Below are 26,002 nucleotides of genomic sequence, written 5' to 3'. Positions count from 1 at the left end.
ACTTTTCAGACGATGTAAGGATTGTATATTGTAATCGGCATTATTTCATTGAAATCGTCACTGAAATTCCCCATCCATGTAGTATAAGCTCTGATATAATAAACGTCTTCTTTTAAATCTGCAGGTAAACTAATACTTCCGCTGCCTTTACCGTTAATCAAAGGGTAGATTTTTTTACTGATCTGTTTTTTATTTTGATCATACAGTTCTACAAAAACGTTGGTAGAAATAGTTGAAGGGTTGTATCCGTCAAATACAAAAGAGGTAAACCGCAGATTTTCACCGGCAACATAATTCTTTTTACTCAGAAGAAGATGTATTTTTTCTTGAGGGTAATTTTCTTCAAACTTTTTAATTGCTTCTTCTGCCTTGTTCTGAGAAAAATAAAATGGAGCACTAATTAATGATAATGTAATAAGTGGTTTTTGAGAGAAACAAATATTCATTGTATGGATTCGTGTTTTAATATATTTCAAAAATACATTGTTTTCTATTGAAAGAGAGATAAATAGTGCTGTTATTTAAATAAAAATGCCCCGCAGATAGGCGAGGCGCTAAATGTTTTCACAACGGAATAATCCTTATTGTGAATTGCTTTCGAATACAAATCTAAAAATAATATTTTTAACCAGTTTACGGTTTTCCATATTTTTATGAATTAAATTCTTATTAATTTAGAAAATTCGATTAAACTAAAAGCTATGGCAAAAAATATATTTGGATTCGTTACAAAAAAAGGTTGTTCATATATGAACAACCTCAGAAAGCAATTCACAACAGATACCTGATTAGTTAAAAACTAAATCTGCTGGAAAATAATATCAATATTAACTGTTGGCAGGAAATAAGTTGGGCTTGGACCTCCAATCAAATCAATTTCGTCAAATAGATTTTGATATTTTCTTATTGTAAATATATAATAATTTTTAATATTATCAGGTATCTTAAAATATTTATTTTAAATTTGAAAAATATTTAAAATAATGATAAGCTTTAAGTTTTTCTGAAAAATACTTTTTAAATTAATACTTTTTAATAAAATGGCAAAAAATATACTTGGATTAGACTTAGGAACCAATTCGATAGGTTGGGCGCTAATCAATCAAGACTTTGAAAACAAACAAGGCAAGATTCTTGGAATGGGAAGCAGAATAATCCCTATGTCTCAAGATATTTTGGGCGATTTTGGAAAAGGGAATTCCGTTTCTCAAACTGCTGCAAGAACAGGTTATCGAGGTGTGAGAAGATTACGTGAAAGATTCTTATTACGAAGAGAAAGACTCCACAGAGTTTTGAATATCATTAATTATTTACCAGAACATTATGCTTCTCAAATTGATTTTGAAAAAAGATTTGGAAAATTTAAAGAAGAAACAGAGCTAAAATTAGCTTATAATAAAGATGGTTTTGTTTTCAAAAATTCTTTTGAAGAAATGCTTGCTGATTTTAAAAACTATCAACCTCAACTTTTAGAAAACGATAAAAAAATCCCTTACGATTGGACGATTTATTATCTCCGCAAAAAAGCGATTTCTCAACAAATTGAAAAAGAAGAACTGGCTTGGATTCTTTTGAATTTTAATCAGAAACGTGGTTATTATCAGTTGCGTGGTGAGGAAGAAGAAGAGAATCCCAATAAGTTGGTAGAATTTTATTCTTTGAAAATTGTAGATGTTTTAGCGGATGAACCGCAAAAGGGAAAATCTGATATCTGGTATTCTTTAGTTTTAGAAAACGACTGGGTTTATAGACGTTCGAGTAAAACGCCTTTATTTGATTGGAAAGAAAAAACTAGAGACTTTATTGTCACTACTGATTTGAATGATGATGGAAGTATTAAAACAGATAAAGATGGAAATGAAAAAAGAAGTTTCAGAGCTCCTGCGGAAACAGATTGGACTTTAGTCAAAAAGAAAACTGAACAGGAAATTGATAAATCTCACAAAACCGTCGGTGTCTATATTTATGAAGCGCTTCTTCAAAATCCAAAGCAAAAAATTAAAGGAAAATTGGTTCGTACGATTGAGCGAAAATTTTATAAAGATGAACTTAAACAGATTTTAGAAAAGCAGAAAGAATTTCATCAAGAATTAAAAAATGATGATTTATACAACGACTGCGTTCGTGAATTGTACCGAAATAATGAAGCGCACCAATTGACTTTGAGTAAAAAAGAATTCGTACATCTTTTGATGGAGGATATAGTTTTTTATCAAAGACCTTTAAGAAGTCAAAAATCGTCCATTTCAAATTGCAGTTTAGAATCTAGAAAATACAAAGATGAAAATGGAGTGGAGCATACTCAATTTTTAAAGGCTATTCCAAAATCGAATCCGTATTATCAGGAATTTCGCATCTGGCAATGGATTTTTAATCTTAATATTTACAAAAAAGATGATGATACTAACGTTACGAAAGAATTTTTAGATACAATCGAAAACTTCGAAAGTCTGTTTGAATTTTTGAATAACAGAAAAGAAGTTGACCAAAAAGCATTGTTGAAACATTTTAAATTAAATGAAAAAACGTATCGCTGGAATTTTGTAGAAGATAAAAAATATCCTTGTAATGAAACCAAAACAATGATTTCTTCACGTTTGGATAAAGTTGAAAATATGTCTGATGATTTCTTCACAAGAGAGACTGAGCAGAAGATTTGGCATATTATCTATTCTGTAAATGATAAAGTGGAATATGAAAAAGCCTTGAAATCTTTTTCCAGAAAAAATAATTTAGATGAAAATTCTTTCTTTGAAGCGTTTAAAAAATTCCCGCCATTCAAAAGTGAGTATGGGGCATTTTCGGAGAAAGCGATAAAGAAATTATTGCCTTTGATGCGATTGGGGAAATATTGGAATTACGAAAATATCAGCGATGATTCAAAAGAAAGAATCCAGAAAATTATTACTGGTGAATATGATGAGAATATTAAAGATAAAGTAAGAGAAAAGGCGATTCATCTCACATCTGAAAATAATTTCCAAGGTTTGCAGTTGTGGTTGGCTCAATATGTTGTTTATGATAGACATTCGGAAGCGTCGATGATTGGGAAATGGAATTCTGCAGGTGATTTGGAAGAATTTTTGAAAGACTTCAAACAACATTCGCTTCGCAACCCGATTGTAGAGCAGGTGATTACGGAAACAATTCGTGTGGTAAAAGATATTTGGCGGAAATACGGAAATGGAGCTAAAGATTTCTTCAACGAAATTCATATTGAATTGGGCAGAGAAATGAAGCAGACAAAAGATGAAAGATTAGATGCGACAAAAAGAATTACAGAAAATGAAAATACCAATCTTCGCATCAAAGCGTTATTGGCTGAAATGATGAATGACCATTCGGTTGAAAATGTTCGTCCATATTCTCCAATGCAACAGGAAATTTTAAAAATCTATGAAGATGGAATTTTAAAATCCGACATCGAAATTGAAGATGATATTCTGAAGATTAGCAAAACAGCACAACCTTCTTCATCGGATTTAAAAAGATACAAACTTTGGCTCGAACAGAGATATAAATCGCCTTATACTGGACAAATTATTCCATTAAATAAACTATTCACCCCAGAATATGAAATTGAACACATTATTCCGCAAAGCCGATATTTTGATGACAGTTTTAGCAATAAAATTATTTGCGAATCGGCGGTTAATAAATTGAAAGATAATTATATTGGATTAGGATTTATTAAGCAATTTGGTGGAACTATTGTTGAATGTGGTTTAGGGAAAAATGTAAAAGTTTTTGAAGTTGATGAATATGAAGATTTTGTTAAAAAACATTACGCCAACAATCGAGGCAAAAGAAATAAACTTCTTTTGGAAGAGATTCCTGAGAAAATGATTGAGCGACAGCTAAACGATACTCGTCATATCAGCAAATATATTTCAGGTGTTCTTTCCAACATTGTTCGTGTAGAAGATGGAAGCGATGAAGGTGTAAATTCTAAAAATATTGTTCCGGGAAATGGAAAAATTACGACACAACTTAAGCAAGATTGGGGATTGAACGATGTTTGGAATGATTTGATTCTTCCACGTTTTGAAAGGATGAATCAACTTACCAATTCAACAGATTTTACAGCCTGGAACGAAAATCACCAAAAGTATTTGCCAACTGTTCCGATTGAGTTTTCAAAAGGATTTTCAAAGAAAAGAATAGACCATCGCCATCACGCTTTAGATGCTTTGGTCATTGCTTGTGCAACAAAAGACCACGTGAATTTATTGAATAATCAATCTGCAAAATCGGATACTAAGCGTTACGACTTGAAAAAAAAACTGATGAAGTTTGAGAAAGCGGTTTACAAGCATCCACAAACTGGCGAAAGAATAGAAAGAGATGTTCCGAAGCAATTTTTAAAACCTTGGGAAAGCTTTACAATTGATGCTAAAAATAATTTAGATAAAATCATAGTAAGCTTTAAGCAAAATTTAAGAGTTATCAATAAAGCTACCAATTATTATGAAAAATATGTAGAGAAAGATGGCATCAAAACTAAAGAAAGAGTAGAACAGACAGGAACAAATTGGGCGATTAGAAAACCAATGCATAAAGAAACTGTTTCTGGGAAAATTGATTTGCCTTGGGTGAAAGTTCCGAAAGGAAAAATATTAACCGCAACAAGAAAAAATCTTGATACGTCTTTTGAATTAAAATCGATTAATTCAATCTCAGATACCGGAATTCAAAAAATTCTTAGAAATTATTTGGAATTTAAAGGAAGCCCGGAATTGGCTTTTTCACCTGAAGGAATTGAAGATATGAATAAAAATATCGAGAAATATAATGATGGAAAATTGCATCAACCTATCAATAAAGTGAGAGTTTTTGAGTTAGGAAGTAAATTTCAAGTTGGGCAAACTGGCAATAAAAAAGATAAATACGTGGAAGCTGCCAAAGGAACAAATTTGTTTTTTGCAGTTTACGAAGATAAAAATGGAAAAAGAAGTTATGAAACAATTCCTTTGAATATTGTTATTGAAAGGCAAAAACAAGGATTGTCTGTTGTCGACTTAAAAGGAGTAAATGATTTCTATCTGTGTCCAAATGATTTAGTTTATATTCCTTCGGAAGACGAGCTTGAAAACGTAAATAACATTGATTTTAAAAATTTCACAAAAGAAAAAAATGAAAGAATTTACAAAGTTGTAAGTTTTTCGGGAAGTCAGATATTCTTTGCTAGACAAGATATTGCGGTATCAATTGTTAATAAAGCAGAATTTTCAACTTTAAATAAAATGGAACGAGCAATTGATGGCTCTATGGTTAAAGAGAATTGCATAAAATTAAACATTGACCGATTAGGTAATATCTCAAAAGCATAATTCCCACCAAAAAAAATATAATGTCAAAAGCAGCACTTAAAAAGGAATTTTCAAAATTTAGCAAAGAGCAATTGATAGAACATATCCTTGATCTGTACGACAAAAACAGCTCGATAAAAGAATTTTACAAATTCTACCTCAACCCAAAAAATGAAAATGAATTGGTGAAGAAATATAAGAAGATTATTCGTAAAGAATTTAATGTGGAAAACCCGATGCAGAGCAAAGAAAAATTTTCTGTCGCAAAACGAGCAATCTCGGATTTAAAAAACCTGCAAATCTCGTCAGAATCTTTGGCAGATGTGATACTTTATTTGCCAGAAAGTGCCTGCGAACTCACTGCTTTATATGGCGATTATTCTGAACAATTTTACAATTAGGCTTATAATAATTATAAAACCGCTCTCGATTTTTTAGAGAAGCACTATCTGTTAAAGCAATTTCAAAATAGAGCTATGCAATGTGTAAAATGGGCATCTAATTGTGGTTATGGTTTTGCAGAAGATATAGCAGAGGTTTATTGTCAATATTATCAAAAATAAAAATTTAGTAACTTATGATAACCCGCTCCATCTACATAGGAAACTCTGCTTATCTCAAACTCAAAGACGAGCAGATGAAAATCCTTTGTCCGGAAACCAAAATTGAAAAGGGGAGTGTACCTGTCGAAGATTTGGGTTTGCTGATGTTAGACCATTTTCAGATTACGATTTCCCATCAACTCATTCAAAAAATGATGGGAAACAATGTCGTGGTCGTTAGTTGTGATGCACATCATTTGCCACATGGAATAATGTTGCCACTTTACGGACATTCGGAACATTCGGATAGGGTAAAAGACCAATTAGAAGCAAGTGAACCACTCAAAAAGCAACTCTGGAAACAAACAATCGAATGTAAAATTGAAAATCAAAAAGAAGTTCTCCGGCGATTAGGAAACTATTACGAACCGATGATTGAGTATCAAAACAATGTTAAAAGCGGTGATGTTACCAATATGGAAGGCATCGCCGCACAACATTACTGGAAATATCTCATCAGTTTGGATTTCCTGAGACAACGTTTTGGAGATTCACCCAATCAGTTTTTCAATTTCGGTTATGCTGTTCTAAGAAGTATTGTCGCAAGAGCAATAGTTGAAACAGGATTGCTTCCGGTTCTCGGAATTTTCCATAAAAATAAATACAATCCTTATTGTCTTGCTGATGATTTGATGGAGCCTTACCGCCCATTTATAGATTTACTAGTCATGCAATGGCTTGAAATACATCCCGAAACCGAAGAATTAACAAAAGAGTTCAAAGCCCATATCCTCCAAATTGCCACAAAAGATGTTCGGATTGATGATAAAACAAGACCTTTATTAATTTCTGTAAAAACAACTGCAACCTCGCTTTATAAATGCTACACCGGCGAAAAAAGAATGATTTCCTATCCAGAATTACAGTAATTTTTTTTATGGGCAGCTTTTCCGCCTTCCGCTCCCAATCTTTTTTGCAGACGATTTCACATTAAATAGTATTTGAGAGCAAGCAAAAAAGGATTTCCGCTCAAGTCGGGCTGCAACCATTATACCGCAAAACAAAACCATGAAAAATGAATGCCGAAAGGTTTAACGCTTACCGAATTATGTGGGTTTTAGTATTATACGACTTACCAACGGAAACCAAAGCCAATATGAAAGATGCCAACCGCTTTCGTAAAGGCCTAATTGATGATGGCTTTACATTATTTCAATTTTCAATGTATGTTCGCCATTGCCCAAGTCGCGAAAATGCTGAGGTGCACATTAAACGCACGAAGTTTAATCTTCCAAAGGCAGGAAAAGTAGCCATCATGTGTATTACCGATAAGCAATTTGGCGACATAGAAATATTCTTTGCCAGAAATAAAGAAGAACCGCCGCCCACATTCCAACAACTCGAATTATTCTAAATTTCAAATCCTAAAAAACAACAAAACCCATTGAATAACAATGGGTTAAATTTTGAGGTTGTGTTATATCTCAAAGATACTCAAAAATGAAAGCAATTCACAACGGTAAGGCAAATGAGAAATATTTTGAATACGTTGTGTTATATCTCAAAGATACTCAAAAATGAAAGCAATTCACAACATATTTCTTTCATATAACAAATATACTAAAGTTGTGTTATATCTCAAAGATACTCAAAAATGAAAGCAATTCACAACAGTGGAATACCGCTAAAGAAAACATAGCTCGTTGTGTTATATCTCAAAGATACTCAAAAATGAAAGCAATTCACAACGATAATACCATTGTTCCGTTTTCATTTGAGGTTGTGTTATATCTCAAAGATACTCAAAAATGAAAGCAATTCACAACTGAAACTACTGCATTATTGTTATTAACTATGTTGTGTTATATCTCAAAGATACTCAAAAATGAAAGCAATTCACAACTAAGGGTGTGTTTGCAACTGCAATCACGGCGTTGTGTTATATCTCAAAGATACTCAAAAATGAAAGCAATTCACAACAGATGAAATAAATTATGCTTCTACAGTTGAGTTGTGTTATATCTCAAAGATACTCAAAAATGAAAGCAATTCACAACGATACTTCAGTATGGTTTAAACTCATTAATGTTGTGTTATATCTCAAAGATACTCAAAAATGAAAGCAATTCACAACACATTACTTCGCCACGGTAACCACTATCTAGTTGTGTTATATCTCAAAGATACTCAAAAATGAAAGCAATTCACAACTGATAATCAATTTGATTCTTCCAATCGGGCGTTGTGTTATATCTCAAAGATACTCAAAAATGAAAGCAATTCACAACGAAACCGCTAATAAGGCTTATTTCTTTACGGTTGTGTTATATCTCAAAGATACTCAAAAATGAAAGCAATTCACAACCCGTTACAATAACATAAACAATAATATTATGTTGTGTTATATCTCAAAGATACTCAAAAATGAAAGCAATTCACAACGAATTCCAATTAGCAACACCGTTGCTCACTGTTGTGTTATATCTCAAAGATACTCAAAAATGAAAGCAATTCACAACAAACACCATTAAGCGACTTTTAAAATGTTCGTTGTGTTATATCTCAAAGATACTCAAAAATGAAAGCAATTCACAACTAACACGGAACACACTTATTTGTGGATAGTGTTGTGTTATATCTCAAAGATACTCAAAAATGAAAGCAATTCACAACTAATTCTGGAGTATATAAACCAGATGCAATGTTGTGTTATATCTCAAAGATACTCAAAAATGAAAGCAATTCACAACTATTTTAGCGTCAGGTTGTGTTGCAGTACAGTTGTGTTATATCTCAAAGATACTCAAAAATGAAAGCAATTCACAACCGCCCCAACCGAAGAGCAATATTATATTTTGTTGTGTTATATCTCAAAGATACTCAAAAATGAAAGCAATTCACAACTCAATGGCTGGAAGAAGCGTTCAATCGAATGTTGTGTTATATCTCAAAGATACTCAAAAATGAAAGCAATTCACAACAGACTGGTATGCACCACAAAGATGGGTAAAGTTGTGTTATATCTCAAAGATACTCAAAAATGAAAGCAATTCACAACAAAGACAAAGCTCTTTTACAGAAAATTATCGTTGTGTTATATCTCAAAGATACTCAAAAATGAAAGCAATTCACAACGAAGCAAAGAATGAAGTTGTTGAAGAGGAAGTTGTGTTATATCTCAAAGATACTCAAAAATGAAAGCAATTCACAACAGAAAACAATTACCACCTATGAAAAAACAAGTTGTGTTATATCTCAAAGATACTCAAAAATGAAAGCAATTCACAACGTATAGACTTACGGATAACCATTGCAGAAAGTTGTGTTATATCTCAAAGATACTCAAAAATGAAAGCAATTCACAACAGGAGTATCCGAATCTTCTAGGCTTAGGGAGTTGTGTTATATCTCAAAGATACTCAAAAATGAAAGCAATTCACAACAGTAGTTCTATCTTTATTCCAAAAGTAGAAGTTGTGTTATATCTCAAAGATACTCAAAAATGAAAGCAATTCACAACTACTTTGGGTCTGTTACACGTTCATTGTAAGTTGTGTTATATCTCAAAGATACTCAAAAATGAAAGCAATTCACAACGACTGTAAGTAAGAAGTCATCCAATCCAAAGTTGTGTTATATCTCAAAGATACTCAAAAATGAAAGCAATTCACAACTGATGGGTTAGCAAGCCAATATCCTAGAGTGTTGTGTTATATCTCAAAGATACTCAAAAATGAAAGCAATTCACAACCAATAAATATAAAGAAGAAGGTTACACTTAGTTGTGTTATATCTCAAAGATACTCAAAAATGAAAGCAATTCACAACCAATAAATATAAAGAAGAAGGTTACACTTAGTTGTGTTATATCTCAAAGATACTCAAAAATGAAAGCAATTCACAACACAACATGAAAAATTACATCGCATCATTGCGTTGTGTTATATCTCAAAGATACTCAAAAATGAAAGCAATTCACAACCAGTTCCAGTCCCTTCCTTTTTGGTTTTCTGTTGTGTTATATCTCAAAGATACTCAAAAATGAAAGCAATTCACAACTGACAGAGTTTGAAGGCTATGTTAAAGAAAGTTGTGTTATATCTCAAAGATACTCAAAAATGAAAGCAATTCACAACGCAAGTTCAGACCAACATGATTGCGTAAATGTTGTGTTATATCTCAAAGATACTCAAAAATGAAAGCAATTCACAACCACATGAGTAGTATGCATATTTTTGGGATTGTTGTGTTATATCTCAAAGATACTCAAAAATGAAAGCAATTCACAACAGACTGGTATGCACCACAAAGATGGGTAAAGTTGTGTTATATCTCAAAGATACTCAAAAATGAAAGCAATTCACAACAAAGACAAAGCTCTTTTACAGAAAATTATCGTTGTGTTATATCTCAAAGATACTCAAAAATGAAAGCAATTCACAACACATGAGCAGGATATTTAACAGCACGCCCTGTTGTGTTATATCTCAAAGATACTCAAAAATGAAAGCAATTCACAACCGCACTTGAAGCTGCTAAAACAGTAATCTTGTTGTGTTATATCTCAAAGATACTCAAAAATGAAAGCAATTCACAACTGTTTTCTCTCGCTGGCATATAGTTTTCAAGTTGTGTTATATCTCAAAAATGAAAGTAATTTTTAAAATAAAAAGTTCCCAAAATAATTTCAGGAACTGTAAGTTAAAATTTTAAATACTTAAAAATAACTAAGGCAAAAGTTTTTCGTAATAAACAGGAATGTATTTTTCAGCATCAAATCCCATAATCAGAAAACGGAATTTTTTTGCAGTATCATTATTATAAAAATCGACCTTTGCAGGAGTAGCCGGATCTATCTCCATATTGGGATTCCAGTAGAGTACAGGTCTGTAGTCACTGCTTATTTTAGATAATTCAGAATTTCCGTAATCAGAATCAGGGTATTCTTCAGATTGATTATAACCTTCCATAACAAAAAAGTTAAGATTGACCATTTCTGAAAGTGAGTTTGCTTTGGTTACAGGTTTTGTATCTCCTCTTTTAGTATAAATAAGTACACCTCCGCTACCACCGCCACTCATACCAATTGCACCGTCTTTAATAATTTTTACCATAGCGATATTATCTGAAGATAAGCCGGTAAGAGTGCTTGTATCAGTTAACATTTCATCAAGATAAACATTCGCTTTTGCTTGACGGATATATGGGGTTGGAATTCCATTTTCGTAATTAATTGTTAATCCCGCAGCGCGACCTTGTAGCCATTGTAATATATTTTGTGAACTCGCCGACTGATTTTCATTGACAAAATCAAAAACCGTCTCACTCATGCTTCTATAAAGCGGGCTACTCAGTTTGTTGTTAAGTTCATCTTTGAGGTTTTTCTTTTTAGCTTTTAATTTTACTTCCTCAATGGTAATTATCTTTTCATCATATTCTTTTTTTGCTTTTTGAGAAGCTATTATTTTATTAATTTCTGCGGGTTGCGATGAATCTGATACTGTGTCTACCAATTGATATCCTTCAATTGCAGGTAATTCTTTTTTTAGCGGAATAAAAGTGTTGACAGGATTTACAAAAACACTAGTTCGGCTTTTTAAAGCAGCATTCGCCCCATTGAATTGATAGGTGACTTTGATGGGTTTTTCGAAAAGCATATTGTCGAAGAAAAATTCTCCATTACTGTCTGTTTCAACCTGAAGAACTTCGCTTCCCGATTTGCCTCCTTCTATAAACATAATCAAATCTTGCTGAGGTGCAGGCTTTGCATTAAGGGTTACTCTTCCTTTATATGAAATGTATTTAGAAGGATTATTTATAATAGAAGGGTAATTTCCTGCTATAATTTCTTTCCAGTCGAAAGATTTCCATTGTTCTGAAATCAATAAAGCATCAAGTGCTTCGGTATTTCTTTTTTCGGTAAAATATTGTGCAGGTCTGTCGATTTTAGACTTGATAACACTTGTAAGCCATAATGAGCTTAAAAGATTTTCATCCTGCAAAGATTTTTTAAACTCAGGGTCAAATACGGTTATAGAATAATTGATGATATCTTTAAGAGGCTTAATTTCTAAAGAATTTAAAGCTCTTTTTTCTACGCTGATTATTTCAGGCTTTATTTCAGGAGCTACTATATTTAAATGCTGAGGCATTACAAAGCACATTCTGCTTACCAATACATTTTTTTTATCGTCAAATACCGTAAGTTGCAAAACACCGTTGATAAGCTGATTGGTGGGTATCGCCTGAAATGAATCTTTTAACTGATTAACTTTAGCTTTATAAACCAACTGATCACCGATATTGGCGATAACAGTGTAGTAGGCAATACTTTCGCCGGTGTTTTTTATTTTGTATTTAACATTATCTTTTTCACTGATAACCTGCAGACCTACTCCTTTTTCTAAAGCTTTCGGAAGTGCTACAGATTTTTGTAAACCGTTATTATCCGTAATTATCGCTTCGTAAATTTTATCTTTTTCAGGGCTTAATGAGAAAACGGCAACATTTTCGTCTAAACCTTTAAAAGTTGCGATTTTCTTTTCTGGATGGTCTTTTTCAATTACATACCCTTCCCATTGAGAGGGTGGAGTTCCGGTGTTATGAAGACGTACAGCTATTTTAGACTGATTTCCGGCAATAAAAGAATTTCCTTCCGGATGTACTGTTGCAGACCATGAAGAAGATTTATCTGCAACTAATTTTCTAGGTGAAGAAGGATTGTATATAGGTATTTGCTTTATATACTGGAAATCTTCATTCAGATTACTCATCATCGGAGTATAAGCTCTCACAAAATAAATGTCTTCACTCAAACTTTCAGGAATTTGAAAACTTCCCTGAACAACTCCGTTAAAAATAGGGAATCTTTTTCTCAGAATCTGTTTTTTATTTTTATCATAAAGCTCAATAAAAAAGTTGGTTGAATTATCAGATATCGAAAAGTTTCTGAAAACCATTGCATTAAACCATAATGTTTCACCCGAAAGATATAAATCTTTATCCGTAAGGATATAAATATTTTCCTGTGAAAGATTTTCGTTAATATATTGAAGAGCCTTATCGGCGGATTGTTGTGAGTGGATGTGGCTGAAAGATGCCAAAACAAAACAGAATGTAATTATTCTTTTCATGTTCTACTACATTAATATTATGCAAATTAAGTGAAAACTGTTTATCTGATAAAATATTTAATATACTTTATGATTTAATAATTTATCAGAGATGTTTTTAAGTAATTTTATAATTGATAAAATTATTTATACTGAATGTTTTAGGTCATTATATTTGATTTAATTCCTATTTAAAAGCTTTTTTAAAAGCATTGAATCTCTTACTATGCTGTAAAGTAAGCTGTTGTCAACGGATAAATTATTGACTAGAATGATGCCTTAAATGGAATCCGTTCATTATGAATTTATTAATAAATAAATATTGATAGTAGATAATTCATTAAAAATCGCTAATTTCGCACCCGTAAAAATCATTCATGCAAAACATTAGAAATATTGCGATTATCGCACACGTTGACCACGGTAAAACTACTTTGGTTGATAAGATTATTCATGCTACAAACATTTTCAGAGAAAATCAGGAAAGTGGAGAATTAATAATGGATAACAACGATCTTGAAAGAGAAAGAGGAATTACCATTTTATCAAAAAATATTTCTGTTACTTATAAAGATACAAAAATTAACGTTATCGATACTCCTGGTCACGCCGATTTTGGTGGAGAAGTAGAAAGAGTATTGAAAATGGCAGACGGTGTTATCTTGTTGGTAGATGCGTTCGAAGGACCAATGCCTCAAACAAGATTCGTATTGCAAAAAGCTTTAGAATTGGGTCTTAGACCTTTGGTTGTAATCAACAAAGTAGACAAACCAAACTGTCGTCCTGAAGAAGTTCACGATCAGGTATTCGATTTGTTCTTCAACCTTGAAGCTACTGAAGAGCAGTTGGATTTCCCAACATTCTACGGTTCATCTAAACAAGGATGGTTCAACACTTCATTAGAGCAAACTGACAATATTTTCCCATTACTAGACGGTATTTTGCAATATGTTCCTGAGCCTAAAGTAGAGGAGGGTAACTTGCAGATGCAGATTGTTTCTCTAGATTTCTCTTCTTTCTTAGGAAGAATTGCAATCGGAAAAGTAATCAGAGGAGAAATTAAAGAATCTCAATGGATCGGTCTTGCTCAGGCAGACGGAAAAGTTGTAAAAGGAAAAGTAAAAGAATTATACGTTTTCGAAGGTTTAGGAAAGAAAAAAGTAACTGAAGTAAAAGCTGGAGATATCTGTGCGGTAGTAGGTTTCGATGCTTTCCAGATCGGAGACTCTTTCGTAGATCTTGAAAATCCTGAGCCATTGCCAAGAACTGCAATTGATGAGCCTACATTGAACATGACGTTCTCAATCAACAATTCACCTTTCTTCGGTAAAGATGGTAAATATGTAACTTCTAATCACTTAAAAGAAAGATTAACTAAAGAATTAGAGAAAAACCTTGCGTTAAGAGTTCAACAGACTGATGATGCAAACACTTTCTTGGTATTCGGTAGAGGTATTCTTCACTTATCAGTTTTAATTGAAACAATGAGAAGAGAAGGTTACGAAATGACGATTGGTCAGCCACAGGTTATCTTGAAAGAAGGTGAAAATGGTGAGAAGTTGGAGCCTTACGAATCTTTGGTAGTAGACGTTCCTGAAGAATTTGCTTCAAGAGTAATCGATTTGGCGACTCAGAGAAAAGGTGACCTTCACATTATGGAAACTAAAGGTGAAATGCAGCACATGGAATTCGAAATTCCTTCAAGAGGTTTGATCGGATTGCGTTCTCAGATGTTGACAGCTACTGCAGGTGAAGCTATTATGGCACACCGTTTCACAGAATACAAGTCTTTCAAAGGTGCTATTCCTGGAAGAAGCAACGGGGTGTTGATTTCTAAAACTCAAGGTCCTGCAACTGAATATTCTATTGCTAAACTTCAAGATAGAGGTAAATTCTATGTTGATCCGGGTGAGGAAATCTATGCAGGGATGGTTATCGGTGAGCAAAACAAGCCAGGTGATCTAGTTGTAAACATCGTTGAAGCAAAACAATTGAACAACATGAGAGCTTCAGGTAAAGATAAAGATACAGGTGTTGCACCAAAGATCTTATTCTCTCTTGAAGAATGTATGGAATATATCCAAGCTGATGAAGCAATCGAGGTAACTCCAAACTTCATCCGTATGAGAAAGAAAGTACTTTCTGAAGAAGAAAGAAAAAGAATTGAAAGAGGAGCAAAAGCATAATCTAATATTCTTAAATATATATCTAAAGCCTCGATTTTTCGGGGCTTTTTTATGCATTGTGAAGTGATTATAAATTATTTCATATAATGAATGCAGAATTATTATTTATATTATTGATTGTCAAGTGTTTAATATTATTGATGTTTATTAAGTTTATGATTTATTTAAAAAATCAATTTTATGTGATTTGTTATTGATTTTTTTATGTATTTTTATTTAAAATACAATACGATGAAAAAATATCTACTTTTAAGCAGTTTAATAGGCTTTTTTGGTGTTTCCAATGCGCAAATTCAGTTACAAAGAGATCCTTCTTTTGGAAATAATGGTATATTTACTTATGATCAGGGAAACGGGTATGGAGCTGAAATTTTTATACAAAATGATAATTCATTATTGCTAACAAATAACGGAATAGACATGCTTCCTAGCCGATATGTCGTGAAAATTAATCCAAATGGAATTTTGGATGATAATTTTGCACAAAATGGTTACCTTCAGTTAGATAATAGTTCAGATACCTTTCATATACTTCTACAAGGTAGCGGCGGTAAATTTTACATTAATTATGCCGATCCTTATACCTCTGCTATAAATAATCGTATTATTAGTTACAATACAAACGGAACTATTAATAGTAGTTTTTCCAATAATGGAATTTTAGCATATAATTTTAGTATCCAAGAAGGATATTTTACTTCATCTGAAGATGGAGGTTTATTACTTACAAAAAAGAACGGATTTACAAAATATTTACAGACCGGTAATTTAGATTCGGCAGTGGGCACTAATGGTTCTGTAATATTTGATAATAGCGGTTATCCGGTAGAGCCTATAGAAACAAAAGGCGATAAATTGTTTTTTGATAATTTTGGAGGTACAAAAAGAGTAGATGTACATACACCAAGTATTGTAGAAAAACAAGTGTCTTCAATTTACTCGAATCCAATTGCTCTGTATGAAAACTACAGAACTAAAGCTAAAGATAATTACAGTTTATACTATTTTAGATTTACCTCAGACCCTTTTGATCCTTCTAATTTTACATCAATAAGATTAATGAAAACAGATGAAAACCTTAATGCATCTTTTTTTGGGAATAATTCGCATATAAGTTTACCTATTAATCCTAATGTTTACAATAGCAGCAGTACGGATTTAATTTATACACCTAATGGAAATTATTTGATATTTGGGATCCCACAGACATTTGGTCCATATAATTTTCTAGCATATGATGAAAGCGGAAATCAGGTAAATGTTAATTCTCAGCAATTTTTTACTGACCCAGGAATTCCTCCATACTTATCTTATGTAAAACTTTATAGCAAAGGAAATGCTATTTATATGGTGGGTATAGTTGGTAACAATGTTTCGGTTATAAAATATAATATTACAGAAAATCAGTCTACTTTAAGCACAATTGAAAATAGTGAAGATGATAGAATTGTAGTTAATAATCCTTTTGGTGATTCAATAACTGCTAAAGATGAAAAAAAATCAATATTAAAAATGGATTTATACAGCTATTCGGGTGCATTAATATTATCAACAAATAAAAAAGAAATGTCTACTTTAAGTATTCCAAAAGGAGGTTATATTTTAAAGATAATAACGAAAACAGGTGTGATAAATAAAAAACTTATCAAAATAGATTAATTGAAAATTTAATTTTATTCTAACTAAACTTTTATACTTTCAAGTGCAGGATTTTTTCTGCACTTTTTTGTTTTAACTAAATTTTACAGTAACATATTTCTCAAATTATCTTTATATCATTAGTTTTGTGTTTTTAACATTCAGAAATCCTTTCTTGGAATTAAATATGAAAATCACTAAAATAAAATTAGTCTGTATATTGGGTTTGTTTGCATCTTTCAGTACATCATGTGCTGTGAGAGAAAATTCACCCAAATCAAAGACTGTAAAAATAGTAAAAACTTCAAAAAATAATACACTAAATAAACCAGATCCTAAAACGGTTCCGCCTATCACAGCGATTCCTGTTGTGGAAGATTTTAGAACTAATCTTCCGGCAATCAAAAGAGAATTCCGCGGAGTATGGATTGCGAGTGTTGCCAATATCAACTGGCCTTCAAGAAATAATCTTTCTGTAGAACAGCAAAAAACTGAAGCTATTAATATGCTAAATATGCTTCAGGACAATAATTTTAATGCAGTGATTTTTCAGGCACGCCCTTCTGCAGATGCTTTGTACACAAGCGAATTGGAGCCTTGGTCTTATTTTCTGACTGGAAAAACAGGCGAACCACCATATCCAAATTATGATCCGTTGCAGTTTTGGATTGAAGAAGCCCATAAAAGAGGAATGGAGCTGCATGTTTGGCTGAATCCTTACAGGGCGCATCATTCTAATGGTGGACCGGTTTCAAAACAGTCGATGGTGAATAAACTATCAGATATTACCATTAAACTGAAAAATGGGATGTATTGGTTAGATCCCGCAGATCCAAGAACACAAGGGCATGTTTCGAATGTTGTAAAAGATTTGGTGAAAAGATATGACTTGGATGCAATACATTTTGATGATTATTTTTATCCGTACGCAACATACAATAGAGGAGCTGATTTTCCAGATCATGCAAGTTGGAGCGAGTATCAAAAATCTGGCGGAACACTTTCAAGACCAGATTGGAGAAGAGATCAGGTAAATCAATTTGTAGAAAGAATTTATAAGGAAATTCACGCCGAGAAAAATTACGTAAAATTCGGAATCAGTCCATTCGGAATCTGGAAACCCGGTTATCCGGAAGGAATTGTAGGATCTTCGCAGTATGACGAACTGTTTGCTGATGCTAAATTATGGCTGAATAAAGGCTGGGTAGATTATTTTTCGCCACAGCTTTATTGGCCAATCGATTCGAAAGGGCAAGCTTTTGCTTCTCTTTTAAATTGGTGGAAATCTGAAAATACAATGCATCGTCATCTTTGGCCAGGCTTAAATACGGTTGAAGTGAAAGTTTCTGACAGACCGGGCGAAATTAAAAATCAGGTGGAATTATCAAGACAGATTTTAAAAGATGATGCTGGAGAAGTGCATTGGAGTATTGCGGGTTTAACGAAAAGCTCAAACATGCTTCCGACTTTAAGGAACGGACCTTATAAAGAGAAAGCTTTAACTCCGAAAAGTCCGTGGATAAAAACAGTTCCTTTAGAAAAACCAACATTATTCATCAATGATAACGGAAGCTCTATACAAACAAGCTGGAGTTCTAAAAATATAGGAAATGTTTTTCACTGGGTTCTTTTTACTCAGTACAACGGAGTTTGGGAAACCGAAATACTTACTTTGGATAACCTTTCAAAAGAAGTTCCTAAGTTTAAAGACGGCAAAAAATTGAATGCCATTGCGATAAAAGCGATTGACCGTTTAGGAAATGAAAGCGATTATATGGCGAAGAAAATTAATTAAAGAAATACCAAGAACAAAAAAAAGACGCAAAATTTGCGTCTTTTTTTTATATCTAAATGTAGAAATTTATCCAATCTCAATACCGTTCTCAACATTGCTGTCGTCCGGTGTTACGAAAGATAATTTTCCGTCAGGTTTTGTCGTCAATAGCAACATTCCCTGAGATTCAATTCCTCTGATTTTTCTTGGCGCAAGATTTAATAAAATCATGACTTGTTTTCCAATCACTTCTTCTGCGGTGAAACTTTCTGCAATCCCTGAAACTACAGTTCTTATATCAACACCTGTGTCAACAGTTAGTTTTAATAATTTATCTGCTTTTTCTACTTTTTCAGCTTCAATAATCGTTGCTGTTCTCAAGTCGATTTTTGTAAAATCATCAAACTGTATTTCCTCTTTCATTGGGTTGGCGTTAGGATTTGTTTTTTTATTGCTTTGTTTTGTATTTTCTAATTTCTGAATCTGAGCTTCGATAACATCATCTTCGATTTTCGAGAAAAGAAGAGAAGATTCGTTGATTTGATGACCGGTTTCAATTAAAACAGTTTTTGTTTCAACAGTATTCCAATCTGATTTTTGAACATTAAACATGTTCAATAATTTCTCAGAACTGAAAGGCATAAACGGCTCACACAATTGCGCTAAAGCAACAGCAATCTGAGCTCCGACAAATAAAGATTGCGCTGCTTTTTCAGGATTATCTTTAATCGTTTTCCAAGGTTCTTCAGCCTGAAGATACTGGTTTCCGAAACGTGCTAAATTCATTAAAGCCGTCAGAGAATTTCTGAATTCATAATTTTCTAAGAATCCTGAAATTTCTTTTGCTGATTTGTTGATTTCCGCTAATTCCGGAGCATTTACATCACCTTGAGGAACAATTCCATCATAATATTTATGAATTAAAACCGCAACTCTGTTGATGAAGTTTCCGAAAATTCCAACCAATTCAGAATTATTTTTAGTCTGGAAATCCTTCCAAGTAAAGTTATTATCCTTTGTTTCAGGAGCTGAAGAAAGCAATGCATAACGCAAAACATCTTGCTGTCCAGGGAATTCTTCAACATATTCATGTGCCCAAACTGCCCAGTTTCTGGAAGTTGAAATTTTATCGTTTTCAAGGTTCAAAAATTCAAACGCAGGAACGTTTTTCGGCATTTTGTAATCTCCGTGAGCCTTCATCATCGCAGGAAAAATAATACAGTGGAATACAATATTATCTTTTCCGATAAAGTGAACCAAATCACTTTCTTCACTTTGCCAATAATCTTTCCAGTCTTTCCCGTTTTTCGCTGCCCATTCTTTGGTGAAAGAAATATATCCGATCGGTGCATCAAACCAAACATACAATACTTTTCCGTCTGCTCCGGGAAGTGGAACAGGAACGCCCCAGTTCAAATCTCTGGTCATCGCACGAGGTTTTAAACCATCATTCAACCAAGATTTTACCTGTCCGTAAACGTTCGGTTTCCAGTCGTCTTTATGACCTTCAATGATCCATTCGTTCAGAAAGTCTTCGTATTCATTTAATGGTAAATACCAGTTTTTTGTTTCTTTTAAAATAGGAACGTTTCCGCTCAACATCGATTTTGGATTGATCAATTCTGATGGCGAAAGGGTAGAACCGCATTTCTCACACTGATCTCCGTAGGCATTTTCATTTCCACAATTTGGGCAAGTTCCAACGATATATCGGTCAGCCAAAAATTCATTAGCCTGTTCATCGAAGTATTGCTCAGACATTTCTTCTGAAAATTTCCCTTTTTCATAAAGAACTTTAAAGAAATCCTGACTTGTCTCACGGTGATTAGCTGATGTTGTTCTAGAATATTCATCAAAAGAAATTCCCAAATCTGAGAACGATTTTTTAATGATTTCGTGGTATTTATCAACGATATCCTGTGGGGTAACACCTTCTTTTTTAGCTCTTATGGTAATAGGGATTCCGTGCTCATCTGATCCACAGATAAAAGCAACATCTTTTCCCGATCTTCTCTGAAATCTCGCATAAACATCTGCAGGAATATAAACTCCAGCCAAATGCCCAATATGAACCGGTCCGTTTGCATATGGCAAAGCCGCCGTAATCATCTTTCTGTTTGACATTTATAGTATAGTTTTAAGTCTGCAAAGATAAAGATTATCTGCCAAAATTCCCCGATTTAGACGCTATAATATCACGCATGTATTTTATAACTAAAGAATCTTTATCTGAATTAATAAGAATTGTTGGTTCTAATTTTTTATTTTTAAAGTTTATAAATATTCAATAAAATGAAAATTACAGTTGCTGCGGTTTTATTATCGATGATGTTTGCAGGTGCAAATGCACAATCTCTGAAATCTCCGGACGGAAAATTTGAAATGAATTTTCAGCTGAAAAACGGAGTTCCTTTTTACAATTTAAAATATAACGGATCTACGGTTGTTGAAGATTCCAAATTAGGTTTAAGGCTTTTTAAAGATACTTCGGTAACATTTGCCTCAGAAATTACAAAAACTGAAGATGCAAAATTTGATTTTAATAATGACTTCGTAAAAACTTCCGAAAAAAGAGATTCAAAAAACGAAACTTGGCAACCTGTTTTAGGTGAAAAGAAAAATTACATCAATCATTATAATGAATTAGCGGTTACACTGAATCAAAATTCTACAGACAGAAGTATTGTCGTTAAGTTTAGACTGTTCAATGACGGTTTAGGTTTTAGATATGAATTTCCGCAGCAGAAAAATCTGAACTATTTTATTATTAAAGAAGAAGATACAGAGTTTGATTTTCCAACCGATATGAAAGCTTGGTGGATGGTTGCAGATTACGATTCTCAGGAATACAGATATCAGGAAACCAATATTTCAGAAATTCCTGCAAGATGGGATAAAGCTTTTGATTCTAATGCTTCACAGAAATTAATTAAAAATGCGGTTCAGTCGCCGTTGATGTTAAAAAAGAACGGAAAAGAACCATTGTATATTAATATTGCAGAAGCGGCAGTTCTCAATTATGCAGCTTCACATCTTGAAGTGGATGCTCAGAATTTTAAATTTAAAACGCATCTTACTGCAGACCGACAAGGTGCGAAAGGCTATATTCAGACTCCTTCTGTAACACCTTGGAGAACAATTATCGTTTCGCCAAAAGCGGAAGATTTAATGGACTCAAAAATGTTGTTTAATCTGAATGAACCAACAAAATATACCGACACTTCTTATATAAAGCCTACAAAATATATGGGAGTTTGGTGGGAAATGATTATCGGAAAAGCACAATGGGCGTATTCTACAGCAGATAACGTTCATTTGGGATTAACCGATTTTTCCAAGTTAACACCCAACGGAAAACACGCAGCTAACACTACAAGAGTTAAAGAATATATTGACTTCGCTGCTGCAAACGGTTTCGAAGGTTTGTTGATCGAAGGTTGGAATATCGGGTGGGAAGATTGGTTCGGTCATTCCAAAGAATATGTTTTTGATTTTTTGACTCCTTATCCGGATTTTGATATTAAAATACTGAATGAATATGCACATTCAAAAGGAATTAAACTGATTATGCATCACGAAACTTCTGGTTCGGCAACCAATTACGAAAGATGGGCAGATCAGGCTTTTCAATTGATGAATAAATACGGTTATACTTCTGTGAAAACGGGCTATGTAGGAGATATTATTCCGAGAGGAGAGCATCATTATTCACAATGGACGATCAATCATTATTACAGAATCGTAGAAAAAGCCAATGACTATAAAATCATGGTCAATTCTCACGAATCGGTTCGTCCGGGAGGAGAAAGCCGTACTTATCCAAATTATATTTCAGCAGAAGCAGCTCGTGGAACAGAATATGAAGCTTTTGCAGGAAACAATCCTGATCATCAGACAATTCTTCCATTCACAAGATGGATGGGTGGCTCGATGGATTACACACCGGGAATTTTCCAAACCAAATTAGATTATTATTTTCCCGGAGATAAACGCTTTGTGAAAACCACTTTGGCAAAGCAATTAGGGCTGTATGTAACGATGTATATGCCTTTGCAAATGGCTGCAGATTTACCGGAAAATTATGCGAAATACATGGATGCTTTCCAGTTTATCAAAGATGTTGCAGCAGATTGGGATGATACGAAAATCCTTTCTGCAGAACCGGGGGATTATGTAATCACAGCGAGAAAAGCCAAAGGAACAGAAAACTGGTTTGTTGGCGGAATTACCGATGAAAACAAGCGAGAATATACCGTAGATTTTTCATTTTTAGATAAAGGAAAAAAATACGAAGCAATCATTTATGAAGATGGAAAAGGCGCTGATTATATCGATAATCCTCAAAGTTATAACATCTACAAAAAGCAGATTACGAGTAAATCTAAAATAAATTTTAAAATGGCACGAAGCGGTGGTTTTGCTGTTTCCATAAAGCCTGTAAAATAAATAATTTGTAATTTTAGAGTCCTTAAAGCCCAAAACTTTAAGGATTTTTATTTTAATGATATTAAATGAAGCTGATTACGAAAATTTTCACCAAGCAAAATGCTTTTCTTTTTTTATTGGTTGCAATGGTTTTAATGGCGAAACTGATTCCCTTTAAAGAATCTTACAACCAGTATTTTAATCTTTCAGGATTTATCGATTGGGGAATTGCCGGAATTTTTCTTTTGTATGGTTTAAAATTAAATCTGAAAGAAGTAGTAAAAGATGTTTCCAACTGGAAATTACATTTGCTGATTCAGTCAGGGACTTTTATTATTTTTCCTTTACTGGTCTTAATTTTTTATCCATTCGTAAAAGATTCTCAATATTACAGTATTTGGCTTTCCGTATTTTTTCTAGCGAGTTTACCATCAACCGTTTCTTCATCGGTTGTGATGGTTTCTATTGCAAAAGGAAACGTCACTTCAGCGATTTTTAATGCTTCTATTTCAGGAATTATCGGGATTGTGATGACTCCGCTTTTGATGAGCTTTTTCCTGACTTCAAATGGAGAAGGTGGAAATCAAATTGAAATTATCGAACAGTTATTATTAAAAGTTTTACTTCCGATTATTTTAGGGATTTTACTGAATCCTGTGTTTAAAAAGTGGGTGACCAAATATTCAAGTATCATCGCAGAATTTGACCGACTGATTATTTTATTGATCGTGTATGAAAGCTTTTCGGGAGCATTTATTGAAAATATTTTCGTTTCGGTTCCTTCGCTGGTGTTTGTAATTCTAGCCTTGAGTGTGGTTTTTTTGTTCTTTTCAGTCTATGAGATTCTTAAATTTTTGGCTAAAAAAATGAATTTTAAACCTAAAGAAATTATCACCGCAACTTTTTGCGGATCCAAAAAATCTTTGGTTCATGGAAGTTTGTTCCTGCTTGTTTTAGGAATTCCGGATGAACAAAAAGTTTTATTTTTACTTCCAGTAATGGTTTATCACAGTTTTCAATTGTTCTACGTAAGTTGGTTAGCGAATAAAATTGCAAAACGAATAGAAATTACAACATCTTAAATTTAATGATATTTAAAAATGATAAAATTAATTTCAAAAACGATTGCATTATCGGTTTTAACTTCTTTTTCGATGCTAAAATCTCAATCGGTAAAAGAAATTTTAAAGCAAAAAGGCTCTTTCAGAAAAGACACGGTATTTTCTGTTAAAAGTGATTCAAAAGAAACTTATTTACCGGTTACGATTATTAAAGGAAAAGAAAAAGGTCCGGTTTTTACGATTGTCGCAGGAATTCATGGCTACGAATATCCGCCAATTATTGCCGTTCAGGAATTATTAAAAGAAATAAACCCTGAAAATATAAATGGAAGTTTAATTATTATTCCGATTGCGAATGTTGAATCTTTTCAAAAGAGAACACCTTTTGTAAATCCATTAGACCAGAAAAATTTGAATACAGCTTTTCCAGGCTCATCAAATGGAACTCAGACTGACCAGATTGCTCATTTAATTACGAACGAAATTATTTCTAATTCAACGATATTTTTAGATATTCACGGTGGAGATGCGAGTGAAGATCTATTGCCTTTTGTTTGCTATTATGACAGGAAAGACGCCGCTGAAAACACTAAAAAAGCTAACGAATTATCTGTGAAATCAGGTATTGAGTATGTGGTTTCTTATCCTTATACATTAAAATCAACTGACCAGTCTAAATATGCGTTTAAAGAAGCTACACAGCAGGGAATTATAGCTTTAAGTATTGAAGCCGGAAAATTAGGAACAGTTCAGAAAGATAATGTGAAGCTGATTAAAACTGCAGTCTACAATATGCTTGAAAATTCAGGGACTTATGTAAATAGAAGATCAAAAGTTTCAAAACAAAAACCAACTATTCTTTTAAACCAACAAGATTATATCAGAGTTCCTGAAAACGGAATTTTTTATAGTGAACTGAAAAGTGGAGATAAAGTAAAAAAGAATCAAATTTTAGGCTATATTACAGACAAATTTGGAAATAAAAAACACGATATCGTTTCACAAACCACCGGAATTATTTTGTACAAAGTAGGAACTCCGCCCGTAAATAAGGGCGAAACTCTTTTTTGTATCGGATATAATCAATAAAATATAAATCTATTATAATGAAAAAAACAAAACTTTTCTTTGCTCTAGCAATCTTCCTATTTGCTTTTTCAGGCTTTTCAGCCCAATCTAAAGATGCGAAATTTGAAAAAGAAAGAACTGAAATCTCAAAAATGCTTGATGATTTCAATGTTGCTGCAGCCAATGCAGAATTTGAAAAATACTTCAGTTTTTTTGCTGATGAATCTACATTTATCGGAACCGACGCAACAGAAATCTGGAATAAGCAAGAATTTAAAACTTGGGCAAAACCGCATTTCGACAAGAAAAAAACATGGAATTTCACTTCCGTTAAAAGAAATATCTATTTCAGCAAAGACGGAAAATTGGCTTGGTTTGACGAATTGCTGGATACTCAAATGAAAATCTGCCGAGGTTCCGGAGTTGTAGAAAAAATAAACGGAGCCTGGAAAGTAAAACAATATGTACTTTCTATGACCATTCCAAATGATGTTGTCGATAAAGTGGTTGCTGAAAAATCTGCAATGGAAGACGATATTTTAACGGAACTGAAAAACAATAAAAAATAAATTATTTGACGATATAAACTCAATAATTTCATCAATAGGAGCGGACTTTAGTCCGCTTTTTTAATAGGTATGTAAAAATGGCTTTTGCCAAAGCTTAAAAATTAAATATTCCATTTTGTTAATAATAATTATTTAATTTTATAAAACATTAAATAATAAACCTGTTTAAACTTTTATTTTTCTGAGAAACAAGATAGAGAAAGCGAGATAATGTAGATTTGTGCAAGTAATATTCAAAGTCTCAAATCTTACTAATAAAGCTTTGAAGCTATCAAGCCATGCATTTGCTTTTTCTATTTTGAATCTTCTTTTATACAA

14 protein-coding genes and 1 CRISPR repeat array are annotated in these 26,002 nt (G+C 32.9%); of the genes, 11 read left to right on the top strand and 3 right to left on the bottom strand.

The window, feature by feature from the left end; translation table 11 throughout:
• Window positions 1–5 precede the first annotated feature (5 nt).
• The gene (locus B5X64_RS13830; protein ID WP_079465817.1) at window positions 6–446 is read right to left on the bottom strand and encodes a hypothetical protein; all 441 of its coding nucleotides are present in this window, start codon (window positions 444–446) and stop codon (window positions 6–8) included.
• A 594-nt stretch (window positions 447–1,040) separates the two neighbouring features.
• On the opposite strand from B5X64_RS13830, the gene cas9 reads away from it, so the two are divergent.
• The 4 genes from cas9 (at window position 1,041) to cas2 (ending at window position 7,265) form a co-directional block, all read left to right on the top strand.
• Window positions 1,041–5,330 (top strand): type II CRISPR RNA-guided endonuclease Cas9, encoded by a 4,290-nt coding sequence (gene cas9 / locus B5X64_RS13825; protein ID WP_079465816.1) that lies wholly within the window; start codon window positions 1,041–1,043, stop codon window positions 5,328–5,330.
• A 20-nt stretch (window positions 5,331–5,350) separates the two neighbouring features.
• Window positions 5,351–5,710, top strand: coding sequence for a DUF6155 family protein (locus B5X64_RS13820; RefSeq protein ID WP_079465815.1), 360 nt, complete (start codon window positions 5,351–5,353; stop codon window positions 5,708–5,710).
• Between the two features lie 176 nt (window positions 5,711–5,886).
• On the top strand, window positions 5,887–6,780 hold the full coding sequence (cas1, locus tag B5X64_RS13815; RefSeq protein ID WP_079465814.1) for a type II CRISPR-associated endonuclease Cas1: 894 nt from the start codon (window positions 5,887–5,889) through the stop codon (window positions 6,778–6,780).
• Window positions 6,781–6,926: 146 nt separating this feature from the next.
• Window positions 6,927–7,265: a CRISPR-associated endonuclease Cas2 gene (cas2, locus tag B5X64_RS13810; protein ID WP_079465813.1), complete on the top strand. Its 339-nt coding sequence runs from the start codon at window positions 6,927–6,929 to the stop codon at window positions 7,263–7,265.
• 57 nt (window positions 7,266–7,322) lie between these two features.
• Window positions 7,323–10,449: direct repeats of the CRISPR family, unit length 47 nt; unit sequence GTTGTGTTATATCTCAAAGATACTCAAAAATGAAAGCAATTCACAAC.
• Window positions 10,450–10,578: 129 nt separating this feature from the next.
• On the opposite strand, the gene B5X64_RS13805 is transcribed toward cas2, so the two are convergent.
• Entirely contained in the window at window positions 10,579–12,984 is a 2,406-nt protein-coding gene (locus B5X64_RS13805) for a hypothetical protein (protein ID WP_079465812.1), read from the bottom strand.
• A 356-nt stretch (window positions 12,985–13,340) separates the two neighbouring features.
• On the opposite strand from B5X64_RS13805, the gene typA reads away from it, so the two are divergent.
• From typA to B5X64_RS13790, 3 genes are all read left to right on the top strand, one after another.
• A complete protein-coding gene (gene typA / locus B5X64_RS13800) occupies window positions 13,341–15,149 on the top strand; it encodes a translational GTPase TypA (protein ID WP_079465811.1) in 1,809 nt (602 codons plus the stop codon).
• Between the two features lie 231 nt (window positions 15,150–15,380).
• Window positions 15,381–16,808, top strand: a complete 1,428-nt coding sequence (locus tag B5X64_RS13795) for a T9SS type A sorting domain-containing protein (RefSeq protein WP_164463420.1) — start codon at window positions 15,381–15,383, stop codon at window positions 16,806–16,808.
• Between the two features lie 166 nt (window positions 16,809–16,974).
• Entirely contained in the window at window positions 16,975–18,582 is a 1,608-nt protein-coding gene (locus B5X64_RS13790; RefSeq protein ID WP_079465809.1) for a glycoside hydrolase family 10-like protein, read from the top strand.
• Window positions 18,583–18,648: 66 nt separating this feature from the next.
• On the opposite strand, the gene metG is transcribed toward B5X64_RS13790, so the two are convergent.
• Window positions 18,649–20,685: a methionine--tRNA ligase gene (gene metG / locus B5X64_RS13785; protein WP_079465808.1), complete on the bottom strand. Its 2,037-nt coding sequence runs from the start codon at window positions 20,683–20,685 to the stop codon at window positions 18,649–18,651.
• A 168-nt stretch (window positions 20,686–20,853) separates the two neighbouring features.
• On the opposite strand from metG, the gene B5X64_RS13780 reads away from it, so the two are divergent.
• The 4 genes from B5X64_RS13780 (at window position 20,854) to B5X64_RS13765 (ending at window position 25,684) form a co-directional block, all read left to right on the top strand.
• A complete protein-coding gene (locus B5X64_RS13780) occupies window positions 20,854–23,007 on the top strand; it encodes a glycoside hydrolase family 97 protein (RefSeq protein ID WP_079465807.1) in 2,154 nt (717 codons plus the stop codon).
• Window positions 23,008–23,072: 65 nt separating this feature from the next.
• Window positions 23,073–24,068, top strand: a complete 996-nt coding sequence (locus tag B5X64_RS13775; RefSeq protein WP_079465806.1) for a bile acid:sodium symporter — start codon at window positions 23,073–23,075, stop codon at window positions 24,066–24,068.
• Window positions 24,069–24,086: 18 nt separating this feature from the next.
• Entirely contained in the window at window positions 24,087–25,136 is a 1,050-nt protein-coding gene (locus tag B5X64_RS13770; RefSeq protein ID WP_079465805.1) for a succinylglutamate desuccinylase/aspartoacylase family protein, read from the top strand.
• Between the two features lie 17 nt (window positions 25,137–25,153).
• Complete coding sequence (locus B5X64_RS13765) at window positions 25,154–25,684, top strand: nuclear transport factor 2 family protein (protein ID WP_079465804.1); 531 nt, start codon at window positions 25,154–25,156, stop codon at window positions 25,682–25,684.
• Window positions 25,685–26,002 lie beyond the last annotated feature (318 nt).

The organism is Chryseobacterium balustinum (genome assembly GCF_900168205.1).
Taxonomy (GTDB): domain Bacteria; phylum Bacteroidota; class Bacteroidia; order Flavobacteriales; family Weeksellaceae; genus Chryseobacterium; species Chryseobacterium balustinum.
The sequence above is the reverse complement of the archived record's forward strand: the minus strand, read 5'-3'. Positions and strand labels throughout refer to the sequence as shown.

Bases quoted from the DNA above. Each gene is read 5' to 3' on its own strand.
- B5X64_RS13830 (WP_079465817.1), bottom strand. From the start codon at position 446: ATGAATATTTGTTTCTCTCAAAAACCACTTATTACATTATCATTAATT.
- cas9 (WP_079465816.1), top strand. From the start codon at position 1,041: ATGGCAAAAAATATACTTGGATTAGACTTAGGAACCAATTCGATAGGT.
- B5X64_RS13820 (WP_079465815.1), top strand. From the start codon at position 5,351: ATGTCAAAAGCAGCACTTAAAAAGGAATTTTCAAAATTTAGCAAAGAG.
- cas1 (WP_079465814.1), top strand. From the start codon at position 5,887: ATGATAACCCGCTCCATCTACATAGGAAACTCTGCTTATCTCAAACTC.
- cas2 (WP_079465813.1), top strand. From the start codon at position 6,927: ATGAATGCCGAAAGGTTTAACGCTTACCGAATTATGTGGGTTTTAGTA.
- B5X64_RS13805 (WP_079465812.1), bottom strand. From the start codon at position 12,984: ATGAAAAGAATAATTACATTCTGTTTTGTTTTGGCATCTTTCAGCCAC.
- typA (WP_079465811.1), top strand. From the start codon at position 13,341: ATGCAAAACATTAGAAATATTGCGATTATCGCACACGTTGACCACGGT.
- B5X64_RS13795 (WP_164463420.1), top strand. From the start codon at position 15,381: ATGAAAAAATATCTACTTTTAAGCAGTTTAATAGGCTTTTTTGGTGTT.
- B5X64_RS13790 (WP_079465809.1), top strand. From the start codon at position 16,975: ATGAAAATCACTAAAATAAAATTAGTCTGTATATTGGGTTTGTTTGCA.
- metG (WP_079465808.1), bottom strand. From the start codon at position 20,685: ATGTCAAACAGAAAGATGATTACGGCGGCTTTGCCATATGCAAACGGA.
- B5X64_RS13780 (WP_079465807.1), top strand. From the start codon at position 20,854: ATGAAAATTACAGTTGCTGCGGTTTTATTATCGATGATGTTTGCAGGT.
- B5X64_RS13775 (WP_079465806.1), top strand. From the start codon at position 23,073: ATGAAGCTGATTACGAAAATTTTCACCAAGCAAAATGCTTTTCTTTTT.
- B5X64_RS13770 (WP_079465805.1), top strand. From the start codon at position 24,087: ATGATAAAATTAATTTCAAAAACGATTGCATTATCGGTTTTAACTTCT.
- B5X64_RS13765 (WP_079465804.1), top strand. From the start codon at position 25,154: ATGAAAAAAACAAAACTTTTCTTTGCTCTAGCAATCTTCCTATTTGCT.